The 20709-nt window shown below is 28.0% G+C and carries 15 protein-coding genes; all 15 read right to left on the bottom strand.

What is annotated here, in order from left to right:
* Nucleotides 1-8 precede the first annotated feature (8 nt).
* The 15 genes from gmd to AACH12_RS13830 all read right to left on the bottom strand — a co-directional run bounded on the left by gmd (nucleotide 9) and on the right by AACH12_RS13830 (nucleotide 20601).
* The gene (gene gmd, locus AACH12_RS13760; protein ID WP_338535951.1) at nucleotides 9-1088 is read right to left on the bottom strand and encodes a GDP-mannose 4,6-dehydratase; all 1080 of its coding nucleotides are present in this window, start codon (nucleotides 1086-1088) and stop codon (nucleotides 9-11) included.
* A gap of 171 nt (nucleotides 1089-1259) precedes the next feature.
* Nucleotides 1260-2144: an alpha-1,2-fucosyltransferase gene (locus AACH12_RS13765; protein ID WP_338535952.1), complete on the bottom strand. Its 885-nt coding sequence runs from the start codon at nucleotides 2142-2144 to the stop codon at nucleotides 1260-1262.
* A 74-nt stretch (nucleotides 2145-2218) separates the two neighbouring features.
* The gene (locus tag AACH12_RS13770; protein ID WP_338535953.1) at nucleotides 2219-3385 is read right to left on the bottom strand and encodes a nucleotide sugar dehydrogenase; all 1167 of its coding nucleotides are present in this window, start codon (nucleotides 3383-3385) and stop codon (nucleotides 2219-2221) included.
* A 62-nt stretch (nucleotides 3386-3447) separates the two neighbouring features.
* The gene (locus tag AACH12_RS13775) at nucleotides 3448-4233 is read right to left on the bottom strand and encodes a glycosyltransferase family 2 protein (RefSeq protein ID WP_338535954.1); all 786 of its coding nucleotides are present in this window, start codon (nucleotides 4231-4233) and stop codon (nucleotides 3448-3450) included.
* A gap of 35 nt (nucleotides 4234-4268) precedes the next feature.
* Nucleotides 4269-4976, bottom strand: a complete 708-nt coding sequence (locus tag AACH12_RS13780) for a sugar transferase (protein WP_338535955.1) — start codon at nucleotides 4974-4976, stop codon at nucleotides 4269-4271.
* A gap of 10 nt (nucleotides 4977-4986) precedes the next feature.
* Nucleotides 4987-6099 carry a DegT/DnrJ/EryC1/StrS family aminotransferase gene (locus AACH12_RS13785; RefSeq protein WP_338535956.1) on the bottom strand — a complete coding sequence of 371 codons (1113 nt, stop codon included), beginning with the start codon at nucleotides 6097-6099 and terminating at the stop codon, nucleotides 4987-4989.
* A gap of 82 nt (nucleotides 6100-6181) precedes the next feature.
* Nucleotides 6182-6736 carry a winged helix-turn-helix transcriptional regulator gene (locus AACH12_RS13790; RefSeq protein ID WP_338535957.1) on the bottom strand — a complete coding sequence of 185 codons (555 nt, stop codon included), beginning with the start codon at nucleotides 6734-6736 and terminating at the stop codon, nucleotides 6182-6184.
* A 179-nt stretch (nucleotides 6737-6915) separates the two neighbouring features.
* Nucleotides 6916-8196, bottom strand: a complete 1281-nt coding sequence (locus AACH12_RS13795; RefSeq protein WP_338535958.1) for a hypothetical protein — start codon at nucleotides 8194-8196, stop codon at nucleotides 6916-6918.
* A gap of 12 nt (nucleotides 8197-8208) precedes the next feature.
* Complete coding sequence (locus AACH12_RS13800; protein ID WP_338535959.1) at nucleotides 8209-9552, bottom strand: GumC domain-containing protein; 1344 nt, start codon at nucleotides 9550-9552, stop codon at nucleotides 8209-8211.
* A 41-nt stretch (nucleotides 9553-9593) separates the two neighbouring features.
* The gene (locus AACH12_RS13805; RefSeq protein ID WP_338535960.1) at nucleotides 9594-10448 is read right to left on the bottom strand and encodes a hypothetical protein; all 855 of its coding nucleotides are present in this window, start codon (nucleotides 10446-10448) and stop codon (nucleotides 9594-9596) included.
* A 13-nt stretch (nucleotides 10449-10461) separates the two neighbouring features.
* The gene (locus AACH12_RS13810) at nucleotides 10462-12120 is read right to left on the bottom strand and encodes an S-layer homology domain-containing protein (protein ID WP_338535961.1); all 1659 of its coding nucleotides are present in this window, start codon (nucleotides 12118-12120) and stop codon (nucleotides 10462-10464) included.
* A 62-nt stretch (nucleotides 12121-12182) separates the two neighbouring features.
* Nucleotides 12183-14981: an S-layer homology domain-containing protein gene (locus AACH12_RS13815; protein WP_338535962.1), complete on the bottom strand. Its 2799-nt coding sequence runs from the start codon at nucleotides 14979-14981 to the stop codon at nucleotides 12183-12185.
* A gap of 206 nt (nucleotides 14982-15187) precedes the next feature.
* Nucleotides 15188-17044, bottom strand: a complete 1857-nt coding sequence (locus AACH12_RS13820; protein WP_338535963.1) for a polysaccharide biosynthesis protein — start codon at nucleotides 17042-17044, stop codon at nucleotides 15188-15190.
* Between the two features lie 333 nt (nucleotides 17045-17377).
* Nucleotides 17378-18739, bottom strand: a complete 1362-nt coding sequence (locus AACH12_RS13825; RefSeq protein WP_338535964.1) for a GumC family protein — start codon at nucleotides 18737-18739, stop codon at nucleotides 17378-17380.
* 140 nt (nucleotides 18740-18879) lie between these two features.
* On the bottom strand, nucleotides 18880-20601 hold the full coding sequence (locus tag AACH12_RS13830) for an O-antigen ligase family protein (protein WP_338535965.1): 1722 nt from the start codon (nucleotides 20599-20601) through the stop codon (nucleotides 18880-18882).
* Nucleotides 20602-20709 lie beyond the last annotated feature (108 nt).

Below are 20709 nucleotides of genomic sequence, written 5' to 3' on the forward strand. Positions count from 1 at the left end.
AGCGTTGCTTAATCAAAATCTCTTCTAATTTTAGTTTCACGCTCAACAAATTTCATATCACTTTCAACCATTAATTTGACCAATTGTTCGAAATTTGTTTGGGTTGGATTCCATCCAAGTTTATTTTTAGCTTTTTCAGGATTACCTAACAACTGTTCTACTTCGGTTGGTCTAAAATATTTTGGATCAACTTCAACTAAAACCTTTTTAGTTGAAATATTTATGCCTTTTTCATTAACTCCTATTCCCTTCCATTCTAGTTCAATTCCAGCTTTTCTAAAGGCAAGCGTAGTAAATTCTCTAACTGTATGCATTTCACCAGTTGCTATTACAAAATCTTCTGGTTTGTCAGCTTGAAGCATTAACCACATGCATTCTACATAATCTTTTGCATATCCCCAATCCCTTTTTGAATCCATATTTCCAAGATATAATTTTTCTTGAGTTCCTTTTTTAATACGCGCTACGGCCAAAGTTATTTTTCTGGTAACGAAAGTTTCACCACGTCTTTCCGATTCATGATTAAATAAAATGCCATTTACAGCAAACATATTATATGCTTCTCTATAATTTTTAGTAATCCAAAATCCATATAATTTAGCCACTCCATAAGGACTTCTTGGATAAAAAGGTGTTGTTTCGCTTTGTGGCACTTCTTGTACTTTTCCATAAAGTTCGGAAGTAGACGCTTGATAAATACGAGTTTTTTCTTCATAACCTAAAAATCTTACTGCCTCTAATAATCTTAAAGTTCCAATTCCATCAGTATCAGCCGTATACTCAGGTACTTCAAATGAGACTTTAACATGTGACATTGCTGCCAAATTGTAAATCTCATCCGGTTTTATTTCCCTTATCAATCTAATCAAATTTGTTGAATCTGTCATATCCCCATAATGCAATTGGACTTTTCTATTAATATGCATATCTTTCAATAATTCATCTATATATAAATGTTCTATTCTTCCTGTGTTAAAAGATGAACTTCTTCGAATAATACCATGTACTTCATATTCTTTTTTCAATAAAAATTCTGCTAAAAACGACCCATCTTGACCTGTTATTCCTGTTATTAATGCTATTTTCATTATAAAAGCTCCTTTTTCAATCAAATCTTATTTAACAACATTTTTGTTTATTTCATTAAGTAAAATTACACATTTCAATATTCCGTAATATTGTCACACTAACTAAGCCGATTTATTCATTTTATTATAATTCATTTAGAACATCATTTTTAATATTATTATATATATACTTCACATTTTAATCCATGAATCTGGTATAATGTCTATTGGTTTTTCATCCGCAAACCATTTTTTTGGTGCAATTACAATTTTATCAACATTATTTATTAACCAAGCACCCCACCAATAGAAAGTACTATTTACTATAATTGCATGCTTACAAGCCTGCATTATAAACAATTCTTCAACGTCACTTGTTTGATATTCATCATCACGAAAAATAACATTACAATCAAATTTCATATTTTGCTTTACCCAGTCTATATCATTAGAAAATATATAAAAAATAGGGTTCTCTACATGCTTCTTCATAAATTCAATAGATTTATAATAATAATCAATATTCAAATTTCCAAAATGTTTCCTATTTCTTGAAGTTGATAAATAATCACCTCTTCTTATACCTATAAAAACCGCATTTTGGTTTTTTATTCCATCTATTATTACTTCAGTTCTCTCACTAAAATCTTTTTTTAATGTAAGTTCTTTTCTAATTATATGCTCGATTCCATTCATGTATCTCCAAGACTGCCAGTATCCATCTAAATAATCATATTTAAACATTTTTTTAACATTTCTGTATTCTCTATTCATTTCAAAATAATACTTTCTATTTAACATTTTTTCAAAGATTATGCGACTTTTATACACTAAACTCATTGGGTTACCAGTATGCTTAATGAAAAAAAAATTTGACAATTCATGTTCAGTAACAAGATTAAATTTAACATTCAATTTCAGTATCCTTGGGATACGTACACTATCATTCTTCACATTTGTATAATAGGAAAAATCCGCTTTTACATTATCACATTTATATTTTAATTGTAGCGCTCTTAAAAAAGAATACTGAAATAATTGATTTCCTAATCCACCTTTAAATTTTACAATCTTCACGACATACTTCCTCACTTTTTATTATGTAACACAACATTTGTTGTTATACATATTTATTTTGAAATATAAATATATTAATCTCTACTAAACAAGTCCCTAGTATATACCTTATTTTCTACGTCTTTTATTTCATCAACTATTCTATTTGCAACAATAATGTCACTAATTTTTTTAAAATTTTCTAAGTTTCTAACTACTTTAGAATGATAAAATTCATCCGTCTTAAGCGCAGGTTCATACACAACAACCTCAATTCCTCTAGCTTTTATTCTTTTCATAACACCTTGAACTGCAGATTGTCTAAAATTATCTGAATTCATTTTCATTGTCAACCTGTATATCCCAACAATACTAGGATTTCTCTTTATAACCATTTCGGCAATATGGTCTTTTCTCGTTCTATTTGCATCTACTATTGCAGACATTATATTTTGAGGTACATCTGAATAGTTAGCCAATAATTGCTTAGTATCCTTTGGCAAACAATAACCACCATATCCAAAAGATGGATTATTATAATTACTTCCTATTCTAGGATCTAAACTTACTCCATTTATTATTTGCCTAGTATCTAATCCTCTCAATTCAGCATAAGAATCCAACTCATTAAAAAATGCTACTCTCATTGCAAGATATGTATTTGAAAACAATTTAACAGCTTCAGCTTCAGTTGAATTTGTAAACAATACGTCAATATTTTCTTTAATTGCACCTTCAACTAGTAAATCTGCAAACTTCTTAGCTCTTTCAGACTTCTCTCCTATAAGAATTCTTGAAGGATATAAATTATCATATAGTGCTTTCCCTTCTCTTAAGAACTCAGGTGAAAAAATAATATTATCTGTTTCAAACATTGCTTTAATTTTTTCTACGTACCCAACTGGTACAGTTGATTTAATAATCATTACTGCATCCGGATTAATAGATAATACGTTAGCAATAACAGCTTCAACTGTTCTTGTATTAAAATAATTTTTCTCTGCATCATAATTTGTTGGTGTAGATATAATAACATATTCAGCATCTTTAAATCCCAAATAGTTATCTGTGGTTGCTCTTAAGTTTAATTCTTTAGTTGCTAGGTATTCTTCTATCTCTTTATCAACGATAGGCGATTTTCTATCATTTATCATATCTACCTTTTCTTGGATAATGTCAAGAGCTATAACTTCATTATGTTGTGCTAATAATACAGCATTTGATAATCCAACATAACCTGTTCCTGCTATTGTAATCTTCATCAATTAATGACCCCTTTTATAACTTCTCTATTTTTTCCCAATTACAATTCTATCAAAAAACTTTAATTTTTATCATGTACTATATTTACATATTTTATTTTCTTTAAAATGCCAAACAATAAATTTCTTATAGTAAATATTAGAGATTTAAATTTATTCATATTTTCATTTTTTCTGAATAGCAAATAATGATACTTTATCAAGTTGTAATAAGAATGATTTGATATCGACCCCTTTCGTTTACGATACTTCGCCAAATTTTCATCCAATAAATAACAATTTGATTTTTTAATAACCTTTAGCCAAATTGCATAATCATTATTTTTTTTTATATCATTAATCTGTATAATGCCAATTGTATCAGCATTATACATTACTGTTAAGCACCCTGGCCAACAATAATTATACATTCCAACTTTTGTTATTTTTTTAGGACCAGATACTAATTTTCCTAAAGATTTTGAATTCTCATCTATCTCAGAATAATTTGTATAAGAAAAATGATAGCCATTATTTTTCATAAAAGTAATTTGTTTTTCCAGTTTGTCTGATTTCCACAAATCATCACTATCAAGAAACGCTATCCATTTTCCCTTAGCAAGTGCTAGTGCCTTATTCCTCGAAACAGCCGCTCCACTATTCTTAGAATTTACAAACAATTTGATACGTTCATCATTAAAATTTCTAATTATATCTTTAATTACAGTAGCTGAATCATCTGTAGAGCAATCATCTATAACCAACATTTCCCAATTTGTGTAACTTTGAGAACGAACACTATCAATTGTACTTTTTATAAATTCAACTGTATTGTATGATGGTGTAATTATTGAAACTAATTCGCTCATTCTTTCACCTCTATCTCTAATTGATATACTATATTTTACAAACTAATCTGTTTGCTTTCTTCAATAGCACTCCAATACTCATCATCATTTATTTTCTTTTCTCTCAATAAATAATCACCAAAATCTTCTGATGTATCCATTCCTTCTGTTGATATATTCTCTTTCATAAAAACCTTAACCGCCGTCATAAATATAATCTTCCAATCTCTGATAAATGAAATATCATCAATATATTCTAAATCAAGCGAAAGTTTCTCTTCCCAAGTAACATTGTTTCTACCATTTACTTGAGCCCATCCTGTAAGTCCAGGGTAAACAAAATGCCTCTGTCTTTGTTCTTCTGACATAAAAACCATATCTTTTACTAACTGCGGCCTAGGACCTACTATACTCATATCTCCTTTAAGAATATTGAACAACTCAGGAAGTTCATCTAAAGAAGTAGATCTCAATATTTTCCCAAATTTTGTTAATCTAACACCGTCTGGTAATAACTTGCTATCCTCATCTTTCTCATCAGTCATTGTCCTAAACTTGTACATGGCAAATATCTTCTCATTAAGCCCAGGCCTTTTCTGCTTAAACAGTACCGGACTACCAAGCTTAACTCTTACTAATAAACAAACGATTATAAATACAGGACTTAAAGCAACAATTGCAATCAAAGACAAAATGAAGTCCATTGGTCTTTTCAGAAACCTTCTGTATATACAATTATTAGTTTTTACCTTACTCTCATTCATATCATCCACTCTATTTCCATAACGATTTTATAATTCCACAAATTCTTTCAAGATCCTCATCCGTCATCTTGGTATCAGATGGCAAGCACACACCATTTTTAAACAGTTTCTCACTCACATCTCCACCAACATAATCATACTCAGCAAAAAAAGGCTGCATATGCATTGGTTTCCAAACAGGTCTTGATTCAATATTTTCTTTCTCTAACGCTTCCATAAAATCTATTGGTTTAATATCACCACTTAAAGTAATGCAACTAAGCCAGTAATTAGGATTATCCCATTCATTTACAGGCATCATCACTAAACCTTCTAAATCGCCTAATTCTCTTTTATAATAATCATAAATATACTTCTTCTTCCCAACTCTCCTATCAAGAATTTTAAGCTGACCTCTACCAATACCAGCAACAATATTGCTCATTCTGTAATTGAATCCCAATTCGCTGTGTTGATAATGCCTAGCTTTATCTCTTGCTTGAGTCGACCAAAATCTTGCTTTAACAATTTTTTCTTTATTATTGCTTACAAGCATACCACCACCTGACGTGGTAATAATTTTATTACCGTTAAAACTAAATATACCATATTCACCAAAAGTTCCAGTATGTTTTCCCTTATAATATGTACCTAGAGATTCTGCAGCATCTTCAATAACCGGTACATTATATCTATTACAAATTTCCATAATTCTATCCATATCAGCTGATAAGCCATAAAGATGCACAACTAAAACTGCTTTTACCTCAGGATATTTGTTGAATGCTTTTTCTAATGCATCAGGATCCATATTCCATGTTTTATAATCACTATCTATGAAAACAGGCTTTGCATTTTGATAAATAATAGGATTAGCAGTAGCAGAAAAAGTTAGTGTTGGACAAAAAACAATATCACCTTCACCAACACCCGCTAACTTAAGTGCCAAATGAATAGCAGCACTTCCAGACACTAATGCTGCTGCATGATCTATACCAACTTTTTCAGCAAGTTCTTTTTCAAAACCATTAACATTAGGTCCAAGTGGTGCAATCCAATTTGTATCAAACGCTTCCTTTACATATTCAATTTCATAACCTTCATTACTCATATGAGGAGATGCTAACCAAATTTTATCCGCCATTTATATTACTTCCTTCCACTATTTAATATGTATATACTATAAGTACTACCAAACACCTTAATTTACCAATTTATTTGTTATGCTAAAGCATCATACCCAAATCAAAACTTTCTACACTCTCAAAAACATCACTACTACCTAATCCATCTTCACCTATATGCATAAAAATCACATTTTTAACGTTTTTATATTCACTAATTTTTAAAGCATCATTAACCACTTTAACTCTATCTTTAAAGTGATACTCTAAGACTGCTACTTCAATTATATCACCAATTTCATCATCTGTTTTTAATATAATTATATTTTCATATTTTTTATGAAGTTCACTCATAATATGTTTAATTTTCTCTTTTGTTTCATATATAACTCTATAATGACTTTTCAAATAAGAAACTGTTTTTTTTGTTTTTTCAGCCATACCCATTGGTGTTAACATATACATAACTTGATTTTGAGATACATGATTCATTTTTATCATGCCTTCTTTAACCATTTTATTAATTAATACATTAATAGTCCCTAGCGATAATCCTAACTTATGCGAAAGTTGACGTTGGCTTATTTTTTTATTATCTAAAATTTCTGTCAAAATAATAAGTTCATTATCAGAATATAAATTTTTTCTTAATGCCAAGTCTCTCACCTCATAATATTATATACGTTCATTAACCGAACACTAACATAATACCACTATTTGCAAGTTCTTGTCAAGAATTAAAATGGTTTCATTTAATGAAAACATACTTATGGACCAACAATTATTTAAAAATTGTTGGTCCATAAACTATTAATCATTATAAACTCTTTCTTAGTTTACATCCTATTTTTAAATTTATAAGAAATTACTCTTAAAAATGAAAAAATCATGATCATTATTAAAATTCCAAGCACACCTACCCTTAAAGTAGACACAGCCCTATTAATCCAAGCTTCTTCTACAAGTTCTATGGAGTTACTATACTTATCAGAAAAATACTCCAAAGAAACTTCATCTATTAAATCAGTCCAATTTAATATTTTTTGATTTAACTCTTTAACCATTTTATCTACTTCCGCTTTTGCTTCCTTAGTTTCCTTTGTCTCTGATTTAAGTTTGCTTAATTTTTCAATTTCACTTTGAAGATATTTTATTTTTTCTTCTTGTTTACCAACATTTAATTTACTTCCTGTAGCTTCTGATGCCACTGTATCATAAGTATCATCTAATTTGTTTATGGTAATTGAATTTCCAAGAGAACTCGGTATAACAACTGAGTGTTCATTATTTTTTATAATTGATATAAGATTATCTAAAGAAGAATATTCACTAATGCTTTTATTTTTTTCAAGTTCATAGCGACTAATCATATACTTATACTTTAATATTAATATATCTACATCATTTGTAAGTTCATAACGATTAACTAAGGAATCAATTCTATCCATATCCAAATCTTTAGATATATTTATTGTTTCTTTAATATCTTTAAAAGTATAGCCCTTATCCGATACAAAGTCTTTATTATCATTAATTAAAACATCTAAGTAACTTGATATCATATTAAATTCACTTTTGAATATTTTGGTAAGTTCAGGATAATCATATTTTGAATAGTCAAAGTAACTTACCATATTACTTAACCCTATAAATGGATATGAGTATTTATCTATAAAATATTTTTCATAACCTTCCTTGAATTTACTAAGGAATTTTAAGTCTTCTTCTTTTGTTAATCCATTTTTACTTTTAGTATCTATTGACACAATAAATTCATTTGGATAATAAGTATAATTGTCTCCATCAATACGTCTACTTTTAATTGTTCTAACTATATTACTTGGAAGTACTTCTTTAATTTCTATAGAACTGAGTAATTCTTTTGTATATTTTATATTAGCTTCTTTAGCAACTAGTTTTAAAACATCTTCACTTACAATATTTTTATAATCAAATCTTGTATCATCAGGATTTAATCCTTTTTCAATACCATCAAATTGTAAACTTATAATTGTGCTAATTTTTACATCTCTTGTGTAATAATATAAACTAGTAATAACAAGAGCTATTATCAAACTTATAATCAAATTAGTGCTCACTTTATTTCTACTTTTCATTTTTTCACCCCTTTAAGATTCTTTCCAGTACTCTCTAAAAAATGCAATAAAAACACTTATCATTAAACCAAGCACTATACCAATCGCTAGATTTAATTTTACATTAACATTGCTATATATTTCAGCAGGTGAAAGCGGAGTAACTGCCCTTGTCATTAATTTTTCGTAGAATTCACTTGAAGTTTTGTTTGTTATATTTATCCATTTTTGAATTTCTATAAATGTAGAATCAATTAAATTTTCAACTTCATTTTCTACTTTTACTTTGCTTTTATCAAGCACTTTATCTTTATTTAATTCATTTAATTCATTTTTATAATAATCAATATTTTTTTGAATATCAGCAATCGTGCCCCCAAAACTTGAAGTTTGTAGCACTAAATTGCTAAAATAACTTTCTTTTGTATCTTTATTATCATTATTATCATTATTACTATTTAGTATAATGTCATTTTTAGTATTGTCGAGTTTATCAAGCATTGTTTTAGTAACGTTTTCTGAGTTAAGAACTTTGTTTTTATTAAGTTGTAATTGATCTATTAAATAGTTGTAGTAAACTATAAGTTTTTTCTTATCTTTTGTTAATTTAAAGGCACTTATCATAGAATCAATATGATTTAAATCAATTTCATCTATAATATATATGCTACTGACTATATCTGAAAAAGATAGACCGGTGTTTTTTGATCTATAATCAGGATCAGCTTTACTTAGTTTAGTATTATAGTCTACTAAAGTATCAATTTGATTGTGAAAAACCATTGATACATCTGAGTAGTCGTAGTCATTAGGTTTAAATGCTATTATTTTATTTACTACAGGATTAGTATCTATATACTCTTTTGAAAAATATTTTATATATGACTCTATTATTTGATTTGCAATCTTCATTGCAAGTGAACTATCAATTCCAGAAGACTTATCTGTTTTTACCTCAAGTAAAAATTGATTTGGATAGTAAGGAAGACTAGTACCTTCCTTTTCTAATGAAAACTTTTGTTTTTTTTCAATACTTTCTGGTATTAATGGACTAAAAACAATATTCTTTCTAATATCATTTGAAGATAATTTACCTTCAAGTTTTAATTCTTTAATAACGTCTTTTAATATGTATGGTGATGCTATTTCGTAAACATCAAATGTACTTCCATCTATATTTTTTCCCTGGCTAATTTTTGCATGATTTATGGAAAAAAGCAACTGAGCTTCCTTAGAATTCACATTCATATTATAAGAAATAATTCCTGTAATAAGCACAGCTATAAGTGTAAAGACAATTATAAATTCCTTGTTTTTTATAAGAACCATAATAAGTTCTTTTAATGAAATTTCATCATATGACTGATTATTTTCCATAAAATTCCCCCCCTTAAAACAATTTATATTTCTAAAAAAGTTTAATTAAAAGCCTTACTCATAAGTTCTTTTGATTTAGCTGCTTTTTGACTCTTATAATCATCTTCATATTTTTTTATAATATCTGCATTATAATTATTATTAATAAGTTCTTCTTTCATTTTATCTAAGACATTATAAAAAATTTTATCTATCCTTTTTTCAAGTTCTTTTGCTAATGCAAGATATTTACCCGCTAACTTTACTTTAGTAGTAAGTTTACTCCTATCTTTTTCACTATAAGACATATATTCTGTTTTTGCCGCAGCAATCAAATCGTTAAGTAAAATTGAAGACTGTTTTTGAAGCTCTATAAACATAGCCTCATATTTAGTAATTATTGCTTCTTTGCTAATTTTAATAGTTTCTTCATCATTTTCTTTTAAACTGTCTAAACTAAGGTCATCTGTTTTTACTAAAGCTTCTGTATTTTCTTTTAAGACTTCTTTAGAAACCTCACTTTTAGAGTCATTTACTATATTTTTAGATTTTTCATCAGTGGTGTTTGATTTATCAGCTACATTATCACTTTCTTCTTTAGGAGTGATATCTTTAGTAACTTCAGCATCTACTTTAGAATTTGCTGTTAAATCTTTAGAAACATTCTCTTTTGCTTCTTTTCTTTCTTTATTATCTTCACTTATAGTATTAGTAGTATTAGCGTCAGTATTAGTATTTGCTTTTTTTAACAAATTTTCCTCAACACTATTAAGTTTATCATCTACTTTTTTTAGACTAGATGGGTTTTCAATTTTTGAATTTTCTGTGCTATTATAAATTATAGTTCCTTTATAGACTCCAAAAATTAAAAACACACTGCTGATAACTAAAATTAAAGCCATAACTTTTTTTTTCATGTTTCACCTATCTTTACATATTAATTATTTCATATAACATACTTGCGACTTCTGCTCTAGTTATTTTTTGATTTGGTATAAAGTCTTTAAGGGGAATATCTTTATTTAAATTTAATGATATAGTTAGTCCAACATCGTCTTTCGCCCATGAACTTATTTCATTTTCACTATATGTTTTTGAAATATCATTATAATTCGGAGTGATATAACCTTTACTTTTCATAATCCTTGATAGAACCGTAAGAACTTCTTCGGTAGTAATACCACCTTCAGGATTAAAGTTTGTTTCACTAACGCCTTTCATAAGTCCAAACTCATATGCAGTTTTAACATTTTCATAGTACCATTTACCTTTTTTTACATCTTTAAAATCAATTTCTTTATTAGATTCGCTGTAACTTAGCATTCTAGTTATAAGCGCTGTAAATTCAGCTCTTGTTATCGGACTACTAGGGTCAAAAAGCATTTGGCTTTTTCCATTAATAATTCCTTTTGATGCTAAAGAATTAATTTTATCCTTGGCCCAATCGTAACCTTTAAGATCACTAAATTTTTTTTCGTTGATTTTTACAGTAAAGGCTGATAAATGATTTGTTGAAAAAGTAATCTTGCCTTCTTTGTAAACTCCACCCATAGGAGTAAGTTTTCCTAAAGCATCTACATAAAAAACTGATAAAAATTTACCCTCTTCACCACTTTTTAATTTATAAGGCAAAGTAATTTTTATTGGTTTTTTAAATTTACTTATAGAATTATTACCTACATATAATTTAATATTATAAATATTATTATCTTCTTTAACATTTAAAGTTAATTGGCTTTTTTTATCTTCATCTGTTAAACTTTCTCTATCAAAAGATAAATTTACATTCTCCGTATCAATTTCAACTTCATTTGCAGCATTAATAGCTTTATCTAGCGGTGGTATTTTTATTTCAAATTCTTTTCCAAGACTTTTACTTGTTAAATCAATTTTGATTGCATTATAATTTCTTATTTCTTCTTTAACTTTCTTATCTTTTAATGCTTTTATTTCTGTTTCCACAAAATTAGTAAAACTTTCTTTTTCAATTGCTAATTCTTTTTTACTTCCCAAAATTTTAGTCGTAACATCAAGTACATTTTTTTCAACTTTTTCTTCATCTAAAGTTTGACCTAAAGATGCAATACTTCCGCCAGTAGATGGAGGTGATACGTTATTCATTTTAGAATCAGAAGGAGCTATTATATTTGATTCATTAGTATTATTATTTAAAACAGCACTTTTTACAGAACTAGAAAGCGCAGCCAAATCGCCTGATAAAGTCTTTGTTTCAAGTGTTTTTGATATTTCATTTGAAAATACACTTAATAGAGTAATTGTAAAATTATAATGTTTGTCTTTTACCATACCCATTTGTCCATCTTTAAATAAAACTTTTTTTAAGGAATTGTACATAACTGAGTTGAAATTTGACTCAGTCAAATTTTCAGTGGAATTAACTTCATTACTTAAATCCACTAAGAAACTTTTAATTTCAGCTTCACTTGTACCTCCATTAATCATTCTACTCACAAAGGAAGGATAATTCGATTTTAAATTATCATAAACATTAACAAAATCAGTAGAAAAAACACTATTTGAAAACATCATAATCACTAATAAACTAATAAAGATAAATATTTTTTTCATAAATCCTCCAAAAATAAAAGCCCGTTTTACCGGGCCTTTTATTTGTTTTTTCTTAAGCACTTTTATTTCTCAAATAACCTATAAATCATTGTAGCGGCCTGAGCACGTGTTGCATTTTCTTTTGGCATAAAGGCACCGCTTTCAAAACCATTTACAATATCTTCATTTGAAGTTAAGATTATTGATCTCACAGCCCAGTTAGATATATTCATTGCATCTTCATATGGCACTGTTACAAAGTCACTGTACTTATATCCTTCTTCTAGCATTGCATTCGCTATCATTGTTGCCATTTCTTCTCTTGTTATTTTATCATTTGGCGCAAACATTGTCTGGCTCTTACCACCTACAATTTTATTGTCATAAGCTGCATAGACACTATCTGCATACCAAGAATTACTATCAACATCTGTGAATTTATTGTTTTTACTATCACCTTTATACGCCATTGCTCTTGTAAGAAGTGCTACAAATTCAGCTCTAGTAATCTTACTATTTGGCTCAAAATCATTACCATTTACTCCTTTTACAATTCCTTTACCACCAAGAAGCTCTACATAATCTTTTGCCCACTCAGCTTTATCTAAATCATTAAATTTAGCTCTTGCAGTTTTAGCAAAATATTTACTAAAATGATTTGTTTTAAAGGTCACTTTACCATCTACGTATTTTCCACCTACCGCTTTTACACTTCCATCATCTTGAAGTAAGAAAACTGTTACTTCATTTGTATTTTCGCCTTCTGCTAATGTATATGGAATTGTAATATTCATAGGTTTATTAAATTTATTTACTTTTTCACCTGCAACTTTTGCATTTAATTCAATAACTGTTGCGCCACTAGGAATATTTTTTCTTTTGCTTTGTAACATATCAGTTAACTTAACAGTTTCTGCACTAAGTGCTACGTCTCCACCTTTAAGATTATTAAAGGTATTTTTATTTATCTCAAAACTCGCCTGCGGAGATTGAACTTTAACTGTATCAACTACATCAAATACATCTTTAAGTTTAGGAAGTGTTACTTCTGTAGTTTTAGCTCCTTCTACAAGCGGAACTTTTATTGTAACAACTGCTTGAACTTTTTTATTCGATATAACTTTTGAATCTTTTAATGTTTTATTTATAGTCTTTACTGCATCAAGTGATGACTTTGCATCTTTAATCATATCGTCTAACGTAGCTGATACTAGGGCTTTTCCTTCTTCCACTTTTGTTTTTGTAGTATCAAGAGTAGTAGTAGAAACGTTTTCAACATAAGACTGCGCTACTTTTACAACTGCATTTTTTAATGCTTTTGTAGATTTTACGACTTCTTTTCCATTTACTTCTTTATTTTCATCTACATTAGTTATTAGCGAAACTGAACTTTCAATTAACGATTTAGTTAAATCAAGTACAACTTCTTTATCTTCAAGTTTTGCAAATAGAGAATCTGAAGAGTTTAGTAAATCTTTTGTTTGATCTAATACTTTGCTTGTATCTTCATTATTATTTAAAACACTAGACACTGTTGCTACATTTTTTACTACGCTTATTTGGTTTTCAATAGCGCTTTTAGCAGCTTCTGGCGTTTCAATAGTCTTAACTATATTTGCAGAAGCTTTAAGTACAGAACTCATATTTGTAGCTAATGTTGATATTTCTTTTTCATCAATTCCTGCTACAACTAACTTAGCTAAAGAAGATGCTGTACTAGCTACACTATCTGAAATTGCACTTGCAGCTGCCTCATCTTTTACATTTTCAGAGTCTACAACATCACTATCAGCTGATGAAGTAGTATCATCAACATTAGTTGGTTCCGTAGTAGTAGGTGTTGTTGTATCAGTTGTTCCAGTAGGCGTAGTGCCACTTGTAGTTGATTTTTCTTTCACTGTAACACTAAAAGAATATATATACCCAACGTTGTTATTCATATCACTTTCAGGTGCACCCACTCTATATACATAGATAGTTGTAGTTCCTTTTTTAACTCCTTTAAGCGTAAGTCCAGATACACTTACTATAGTTGAATCTGCACTATTTAGTTTAATTAAGTTTGTACTAGATTCTAATACGTTTAAAGAAACAGTTTGTGAATTACCCTCATAGAAAGAAGTATTTGCATTAATAGTTGAGCTTTCTCTAATAATTGCATTAGCTAAAGCTGCTTCAGCATCTTCTCCAATTGTAAGAGAGTTTATAATTGAATTAATAGTTCCAACCAATTTTGTACTATTCCATCCAATTTGCTGCATATCAGTTTTTAAAGTAGTATATTTTGATTTATCAAGTTCTACTCCAACTGCCGTTTGAAGTGCATTTTCAATAGCTGTTGTTAAAGTACTTTTAGTACTTGCCATAACCAAAGCAGATTTTTCAGAAGTTGTTATAGAATCTGCCACATTTTCTTTTGAATCTATAACTAAATTAATTAATTGATCTGCACTGCTATTAGGTAATAACGTAGTAAATAAACTTTTGTTCGCAGTTTTAAAACTTGCAATTTCACTTTCAATTTGGCTACTATCTGAATTAAAGTAAATAGTTAATAGTCCTGAAATCAAATCTTTAACATCTGTTTCATTTACAATTTTTGTTCCTGCTTGATATTCTCCTTCATAAGGATGATTAGCAGAATCAAAATTATAATAAGTAAAGAGTCCATCACCAGTTATTAATCCTTGCCACTGGGCATCCGTTATGGAATCAACTTCCGCTCTTGCCTGATGCAAATATCCTCTTTCAGTATCAGTAAAATTTGAATATACAGATTGCATTATTCCTACAGCCTGTGAAGTTGGCGTTACATCTGCATATACACTTGTTGTACTAAATATCATTAAAAATATTAGTACTAATGACAATTTTCTCTTCATTTTTATCCCCCTCCGTTGTGTTTTGTTGATTAGTATATTATATCATGTAACCCATTGTAATAGTAGGCTAAATATTCAAAATATTGTGATTAATAAACCAAAACAATGATAGTTACTTTTTACCCCATACTTAATTAACTTAAACAATATATTAACACTAGCTTAAACCTTTTTTTATTTAGCCTATATATTTAACAACTTATACTCTACCTTATATTAATTACTTTGTCATTTTTACCATCATACTCAAAAGTTTCTATAATATCATCTAATTTATTATATATATTTTTTTCATCTAAGGATCCATCTTTTAATTTATTTAATTTAGACAAGAAAATTCTTTTATTTATTGAAATTGGTTTTTCAATAAATATTTTTTTATTTGATGTTTTTATATGATTATCTTTTTTTAATAATAGCTCTTCGTAAAGTTTTTCTCCTGGTCTAAGTCCTGTAACTTCAATATCAATATCTACATTTGGTTCTAAACCCGAAAGTTTTATTAAATCGCTTGCTAAATCAATAATTTTAGTAGGTTTACCCATGTCAAGTATAAAAATCTCTCCGCCTTTAGCCATAGCGCCCGCCTGAATAACAAGCTTTGAAGCTTCTGGAATAGTCATAAAGTAACGTGTAACTTCTTCATGCGTTACGGTAAGCGGCCCCCCATCTTTAATTTGCTTTTTAAAAAGCGGTATTACGCTTCCATTGCTTCCAAGTACATTACCAAATCTTACTGCTACAAATTCCGTTTTATTTTTTTGATTTAAAGTTTGAATAAGCATCTCACAAACTCTTTTAGTAGCACCCATAATATTTGTTGGATTTACCGCCTTATCAGTTGATATCATTACAAATTTTGGAACACTATATTTAATTGCAGTTTCAGCAACATTTTTTGTGCCAAAAACATTATTTTTAACAGCCTCTTTAGGACTTCTCTCCATCAATGGTACATGCTTATGAGCAGCAGCATGAAATATAAGATCAACCTTATTATTTTTCATAATCTCTTCTAATCTTTCACTGTCTCTTACAGATCCTATCACTACATCTAAATTAATATTTTCTTTGTATTTTCTTAAAAGCTCATTTTGTATATCATATGCATTATTTTCATATATATCAAAGATTATTAATTTTCTTGGGCTATACTTTGCAACTTGTCTGCAAATTTCAGAACCTATAGATCCACCACCACCTGTTACAAGTATAGTTTTTTTAACAATGTAATTTTTAATAAGTTCAATATCTAATTTCACTTCTTCCCTTCCAAGTAAATCTTCTATATTAATTTCTCTAAGATTTTTTATACTCACACTACTATTTAATATATCATCCATTTTAGGTAATATTTTTACTTTGCATTTAGTTTCTTTTGATAAATCTATTATTTCTTTAATTCTTGATTTGTTTGCAGATGGAAGTGCTATAATTATTTGATCAATCTTAAGTTTTTCTACAATTTCACTCAATTTTTCTATTTTTCCAACAACTCTAGCTCCATTTATAATCTTACTTTGTTTTAAATCACTGTCATCTAAAAATGCTACCGTTACTGAGTTAAGCTTAATATGACTATTTACTTCTTTTGATATCATACATCCTGCTTCGCCTGCTCCTATAATCAAAACTCTAGTCTTATCTGATGAAAATACACCATACTTTTGTTTAACCCTTCTAAGAACCCTATAGCTAAGTCTAGAACCACCGATAAATAGTAAATCAAATAAACCAATAAGAACAATAACACTCCTTGGAAATCCACCAATCCTAAGCAAAAAAAGATATGAGACCATAATAGTATTTGCGACAACAACGCCATTAAATATTTGAAGAAGTTCATCTATACTTGCATACTTCCAAAGGCTTTTGTAAAAGTTAAAATATGTAAAAACCGCAAGTTTTATAATTAAAAATTCAGGCAAATGCTTAATTATGGCATCAACATTAACTGCACTAAAATCAAATCCAAACCTAATAATAAGTGCTAGCAATATATCTAAATTTATAATTAAAATATCTAGTATCACAAATGCCATTGCTCTAATCTTTCTTTTCATGTCAATTCCTCTTTTATTTTATTAATTAGTTTTTTTTTACACGAAGTTAGCATTAATTTTTATGTTAATAATCTCTAAGCTTGCTACTCCAAGCATAATAGTAAAAATTCTTCTACACATACAAACAACTGATTCTATTTTACATCATAGAGAGGAGTTTTACAACCAATTATATAATATTTAAGTAAATATATCCAATTCGACGATTTTCGCAAAACGTTCACATAAGGCATATTAAGACCTTATAAAAAACAGTTATATAGTATTAATCTATATAACTGCCTTTAGTATTTATTATATCCTTTTTTTTCTTAATTAATCATTAATTTATTATTATTTTACCTTGTTTGAATCAGATTTCCACATTGCCATAAAGAACACAATAAAAACACTTATCATTAATCCTAAAACAAAAGCTATAGCTAAATTTAACTTTTTATTAGGGCTTATAGGATGATTTGGTGTATAAGCTTTTGAATTTACTATTATATTAACTTCTCCAGCTTTAACAGACTCTGTAATTTTGATTTCATCATATTTATTTAATAACAATTCATAAGTCTTTTTCGCGTTTGTAATTTCATTATTTAATAAATCATTTGTGTGCATAAGCTCTGAAAGCTTTACTTCATTTGCATTTATTTCTTTATCTAAAGCATCTAGTTTATTTTTTAATAAAGTTTTTTCTTTTTTGTATTTTTCTATAATAAGATTTTTTTCTTCTAAGAAAGATTTTAATTTAATTTTTTCTTGATTTTCCTGACTTGTAAGGGCCAAGTAATTTGCATTATAACTTTCTGTTACTAAATTTATTCCTGATAAATCCTTTAAGGACAATCCATTTTCACTTAATGATTCCCTTAATAAATCATTATTTACAATGCTCTCATTTGTTTTAAGCGTTTTATCAACTGAAGAAATAACTGATTTATAAGACTCCAGTTTATTTTCTGATTTTTTTACATTAATTTCATTATTTAATATATCGTCTTGATAATTTGATTCAAGATTATCAAATTTTGTCTTAATATTTTTTTGATCAATATATAAATTTGCCTGAGCATTTTTTAAAGACGTTATACTTCCATTATCTTTTAAAAATTGTTCATACTTACTCATAGCAGTTTTTAATTTGGCATCTTGCTCTTCTATTTTAACTTTTAAAAATTCTACTGACTGATTTACTTTCTTTTCATTAATATTATTAATAAAATTAATAAAAGAATCTGAAGTAGCATTTGCTATTTGTTCTGATAAATTTGCAGAAGTAGTTTTTGCAGATATTTCTATGAGGTTCGTGTCTTTAATTAAATTTACCCTTACAATGTTACTAAGTGAATCAACAGTATACTTTTCTTTATCTAATTTTAAAGTTTTTATAACATTCTCAAATACATTAGGAGACTTGATTTGTTGTTTATAGGTCTCTAAAGTATTTGAATTTTGAATTGATAAGTTATTGATATATGAAGTAATATCAGTTATATTTTCCTTAGTGACTTTAGAAGCAACATTCGATGCTAATAACACTGTTTTAGACTCATAAACAGGTTTTTGAATAGCAAATGTATATATAGAAGCTAATATAAGAACTATAGATGTGATTACTATTATTGTCTTTTTACCTTTAATTATTGTTTCTATTAATTCTTTTAACGATATTTCATCGTATTCGTAATTTTGCTTTGTTTCCACTATTTCCTCCAGTATTCTACTAATATTTTATATAATAAATTAATTTTTAAGTAATGCTTTATCAATTAGTGCAATGCCCAAAGAGTATTATAACATAATGCAATGTGCATTGTAAAATTATATTAAGCTTTGCTTTAACATCAAACTTCACTTTGACCTATTGCAAACAAGGTCCACATTAGTGGTCCTGATGAAACTGTAGAATCATTAGTAAGCATAACTACACTTATAACAATTACAGAAGTTATTATTACAGATTTTTTATATCTATCCACTTCTTTTTTTCTAAATATATTTGTTAAAATTATACCTGTTAGTGTTAAATAACTTAAAAACGCCAAAAGACCAAAGTTAATTATGTACTGAAGATACATACTATGAGGTTTATCTACTACCATATTAGTATTAGCTAAAAATTTACTTTTATACACGTAATCTTCCTGAGGAAACGCTAGAGCAAATGTATCTGGCCCGTAACCTTTTATAATAGTGTTTTTTATAAGCGGTATAGACCTCGACCAAATATAGCCTCTACCAGATGCTAGCCTTTCGTAGCCTTTTAGCGGTTTCCAGTAAAGAGCTGCCTCCGCTGAAGATAGCTTACCTACACCATTAATATATTTAATACCCTCACTAGTAGGAGTAAAATTCCACTTATGGCCGTCTATTGTAAACTGCCAAAAATAAGAATTCCTATACTTTCCTACTGCTATATTCATATTTTTAACTACATCTCTATCAAAATAATATGTTTTATTTTTAAATTTTGGAAGTACTTTTTTTTCTCCTTCTTCATAAACTAATCCCACTGGAGAATGTTTTTGCATTAGAAATTTATAAGACACTCCATCATAATTAACTATTATAGAATCATTGTTAGTTTTTAAATCCATTAGTTTTGTGTATGAATATTTATTTACATTAAATATACTCATAAATCGATTTTCAATAAATCCATTCATATGTGAATTAATACCTACTATAGAGCCTATAAGAATAAGCATAGCTAAAACAAATACATATTTATTTTTTATAATATTTTTTGCGTTAACAATAATTATAACAATTAAACCTAAAACAATTGCAAACATGCCTGCACGGGAGTATGAACCAACTAATGTTACAAGCGCAAGTGGTAAAGATACTAGCGCAAGAATTTTATTTATTTTATCTTTACTTAATATTATAACATTAAGAGATAAGGTAATTAGCATGGCCATTACAACTCCGACGTAATTGGGATTGTAGACTGTTAGGTATACTCTGTCTTTTGGCATAGTAAAATTTATTTTAGAATTTTTGCCTAAGAAACTTACTATATAATTTTTAAACCAATCCATTCTAAAAATATCTTTCCCTAAGTACTGAAGAGTTCCAAGCACTCCTAAAATTATAGTGAGGACCATTAGCATTCTAACAATAATAGATATATTTATTTTTTTATTTTTTAAGACATAGGCTATGTATAGTGTCATAATTATATAGCTTAAATATACTAAAAGCCCTTCATATCTATCGAAAAAACCATATAAAGCAATGTCTTTATGCTCACTCATTAGGTAGGATAGGACTATAAAAAATGTAAACATAAAATAAGGAATATATTTTTTATAATCAATTTTTACAGTAATCTGGCCTTTTATGTATTTATGTAGCATAATAATTATTGCTAAAATTGCTGAAAATATAATCAACTGAGCTTTATAATATGCAAATAAATCAATAAATATCTTTTTGTCTTCCATCCAAGTTACTGAAGTAAAATCAAAAGTTACTTTTTTTACTGCAATAACTAATACGGAATATAGAAATGTGAAAATCGGTATATAATAGATCCATTTTGCTTCTTTATTTTTTTTCATTAAAACACTCTCCATTGTATCAATTTTACCTAACGCTTAAATTATATCATTCTATGTATTATTTGAAAATTAATTTTTTATTTAAAAAAGGCTAATCCTAAGATTAGC

The sequence above is a fragment of the Helicovermis profundi genome, from assembly GCF_033097505.1.
Lineage (GTDB): Bacteria > Bacillota > Clostridia > Peptostreptococcales > Acidaminobacteraceae > Helicovermis > Helicovermis profundi.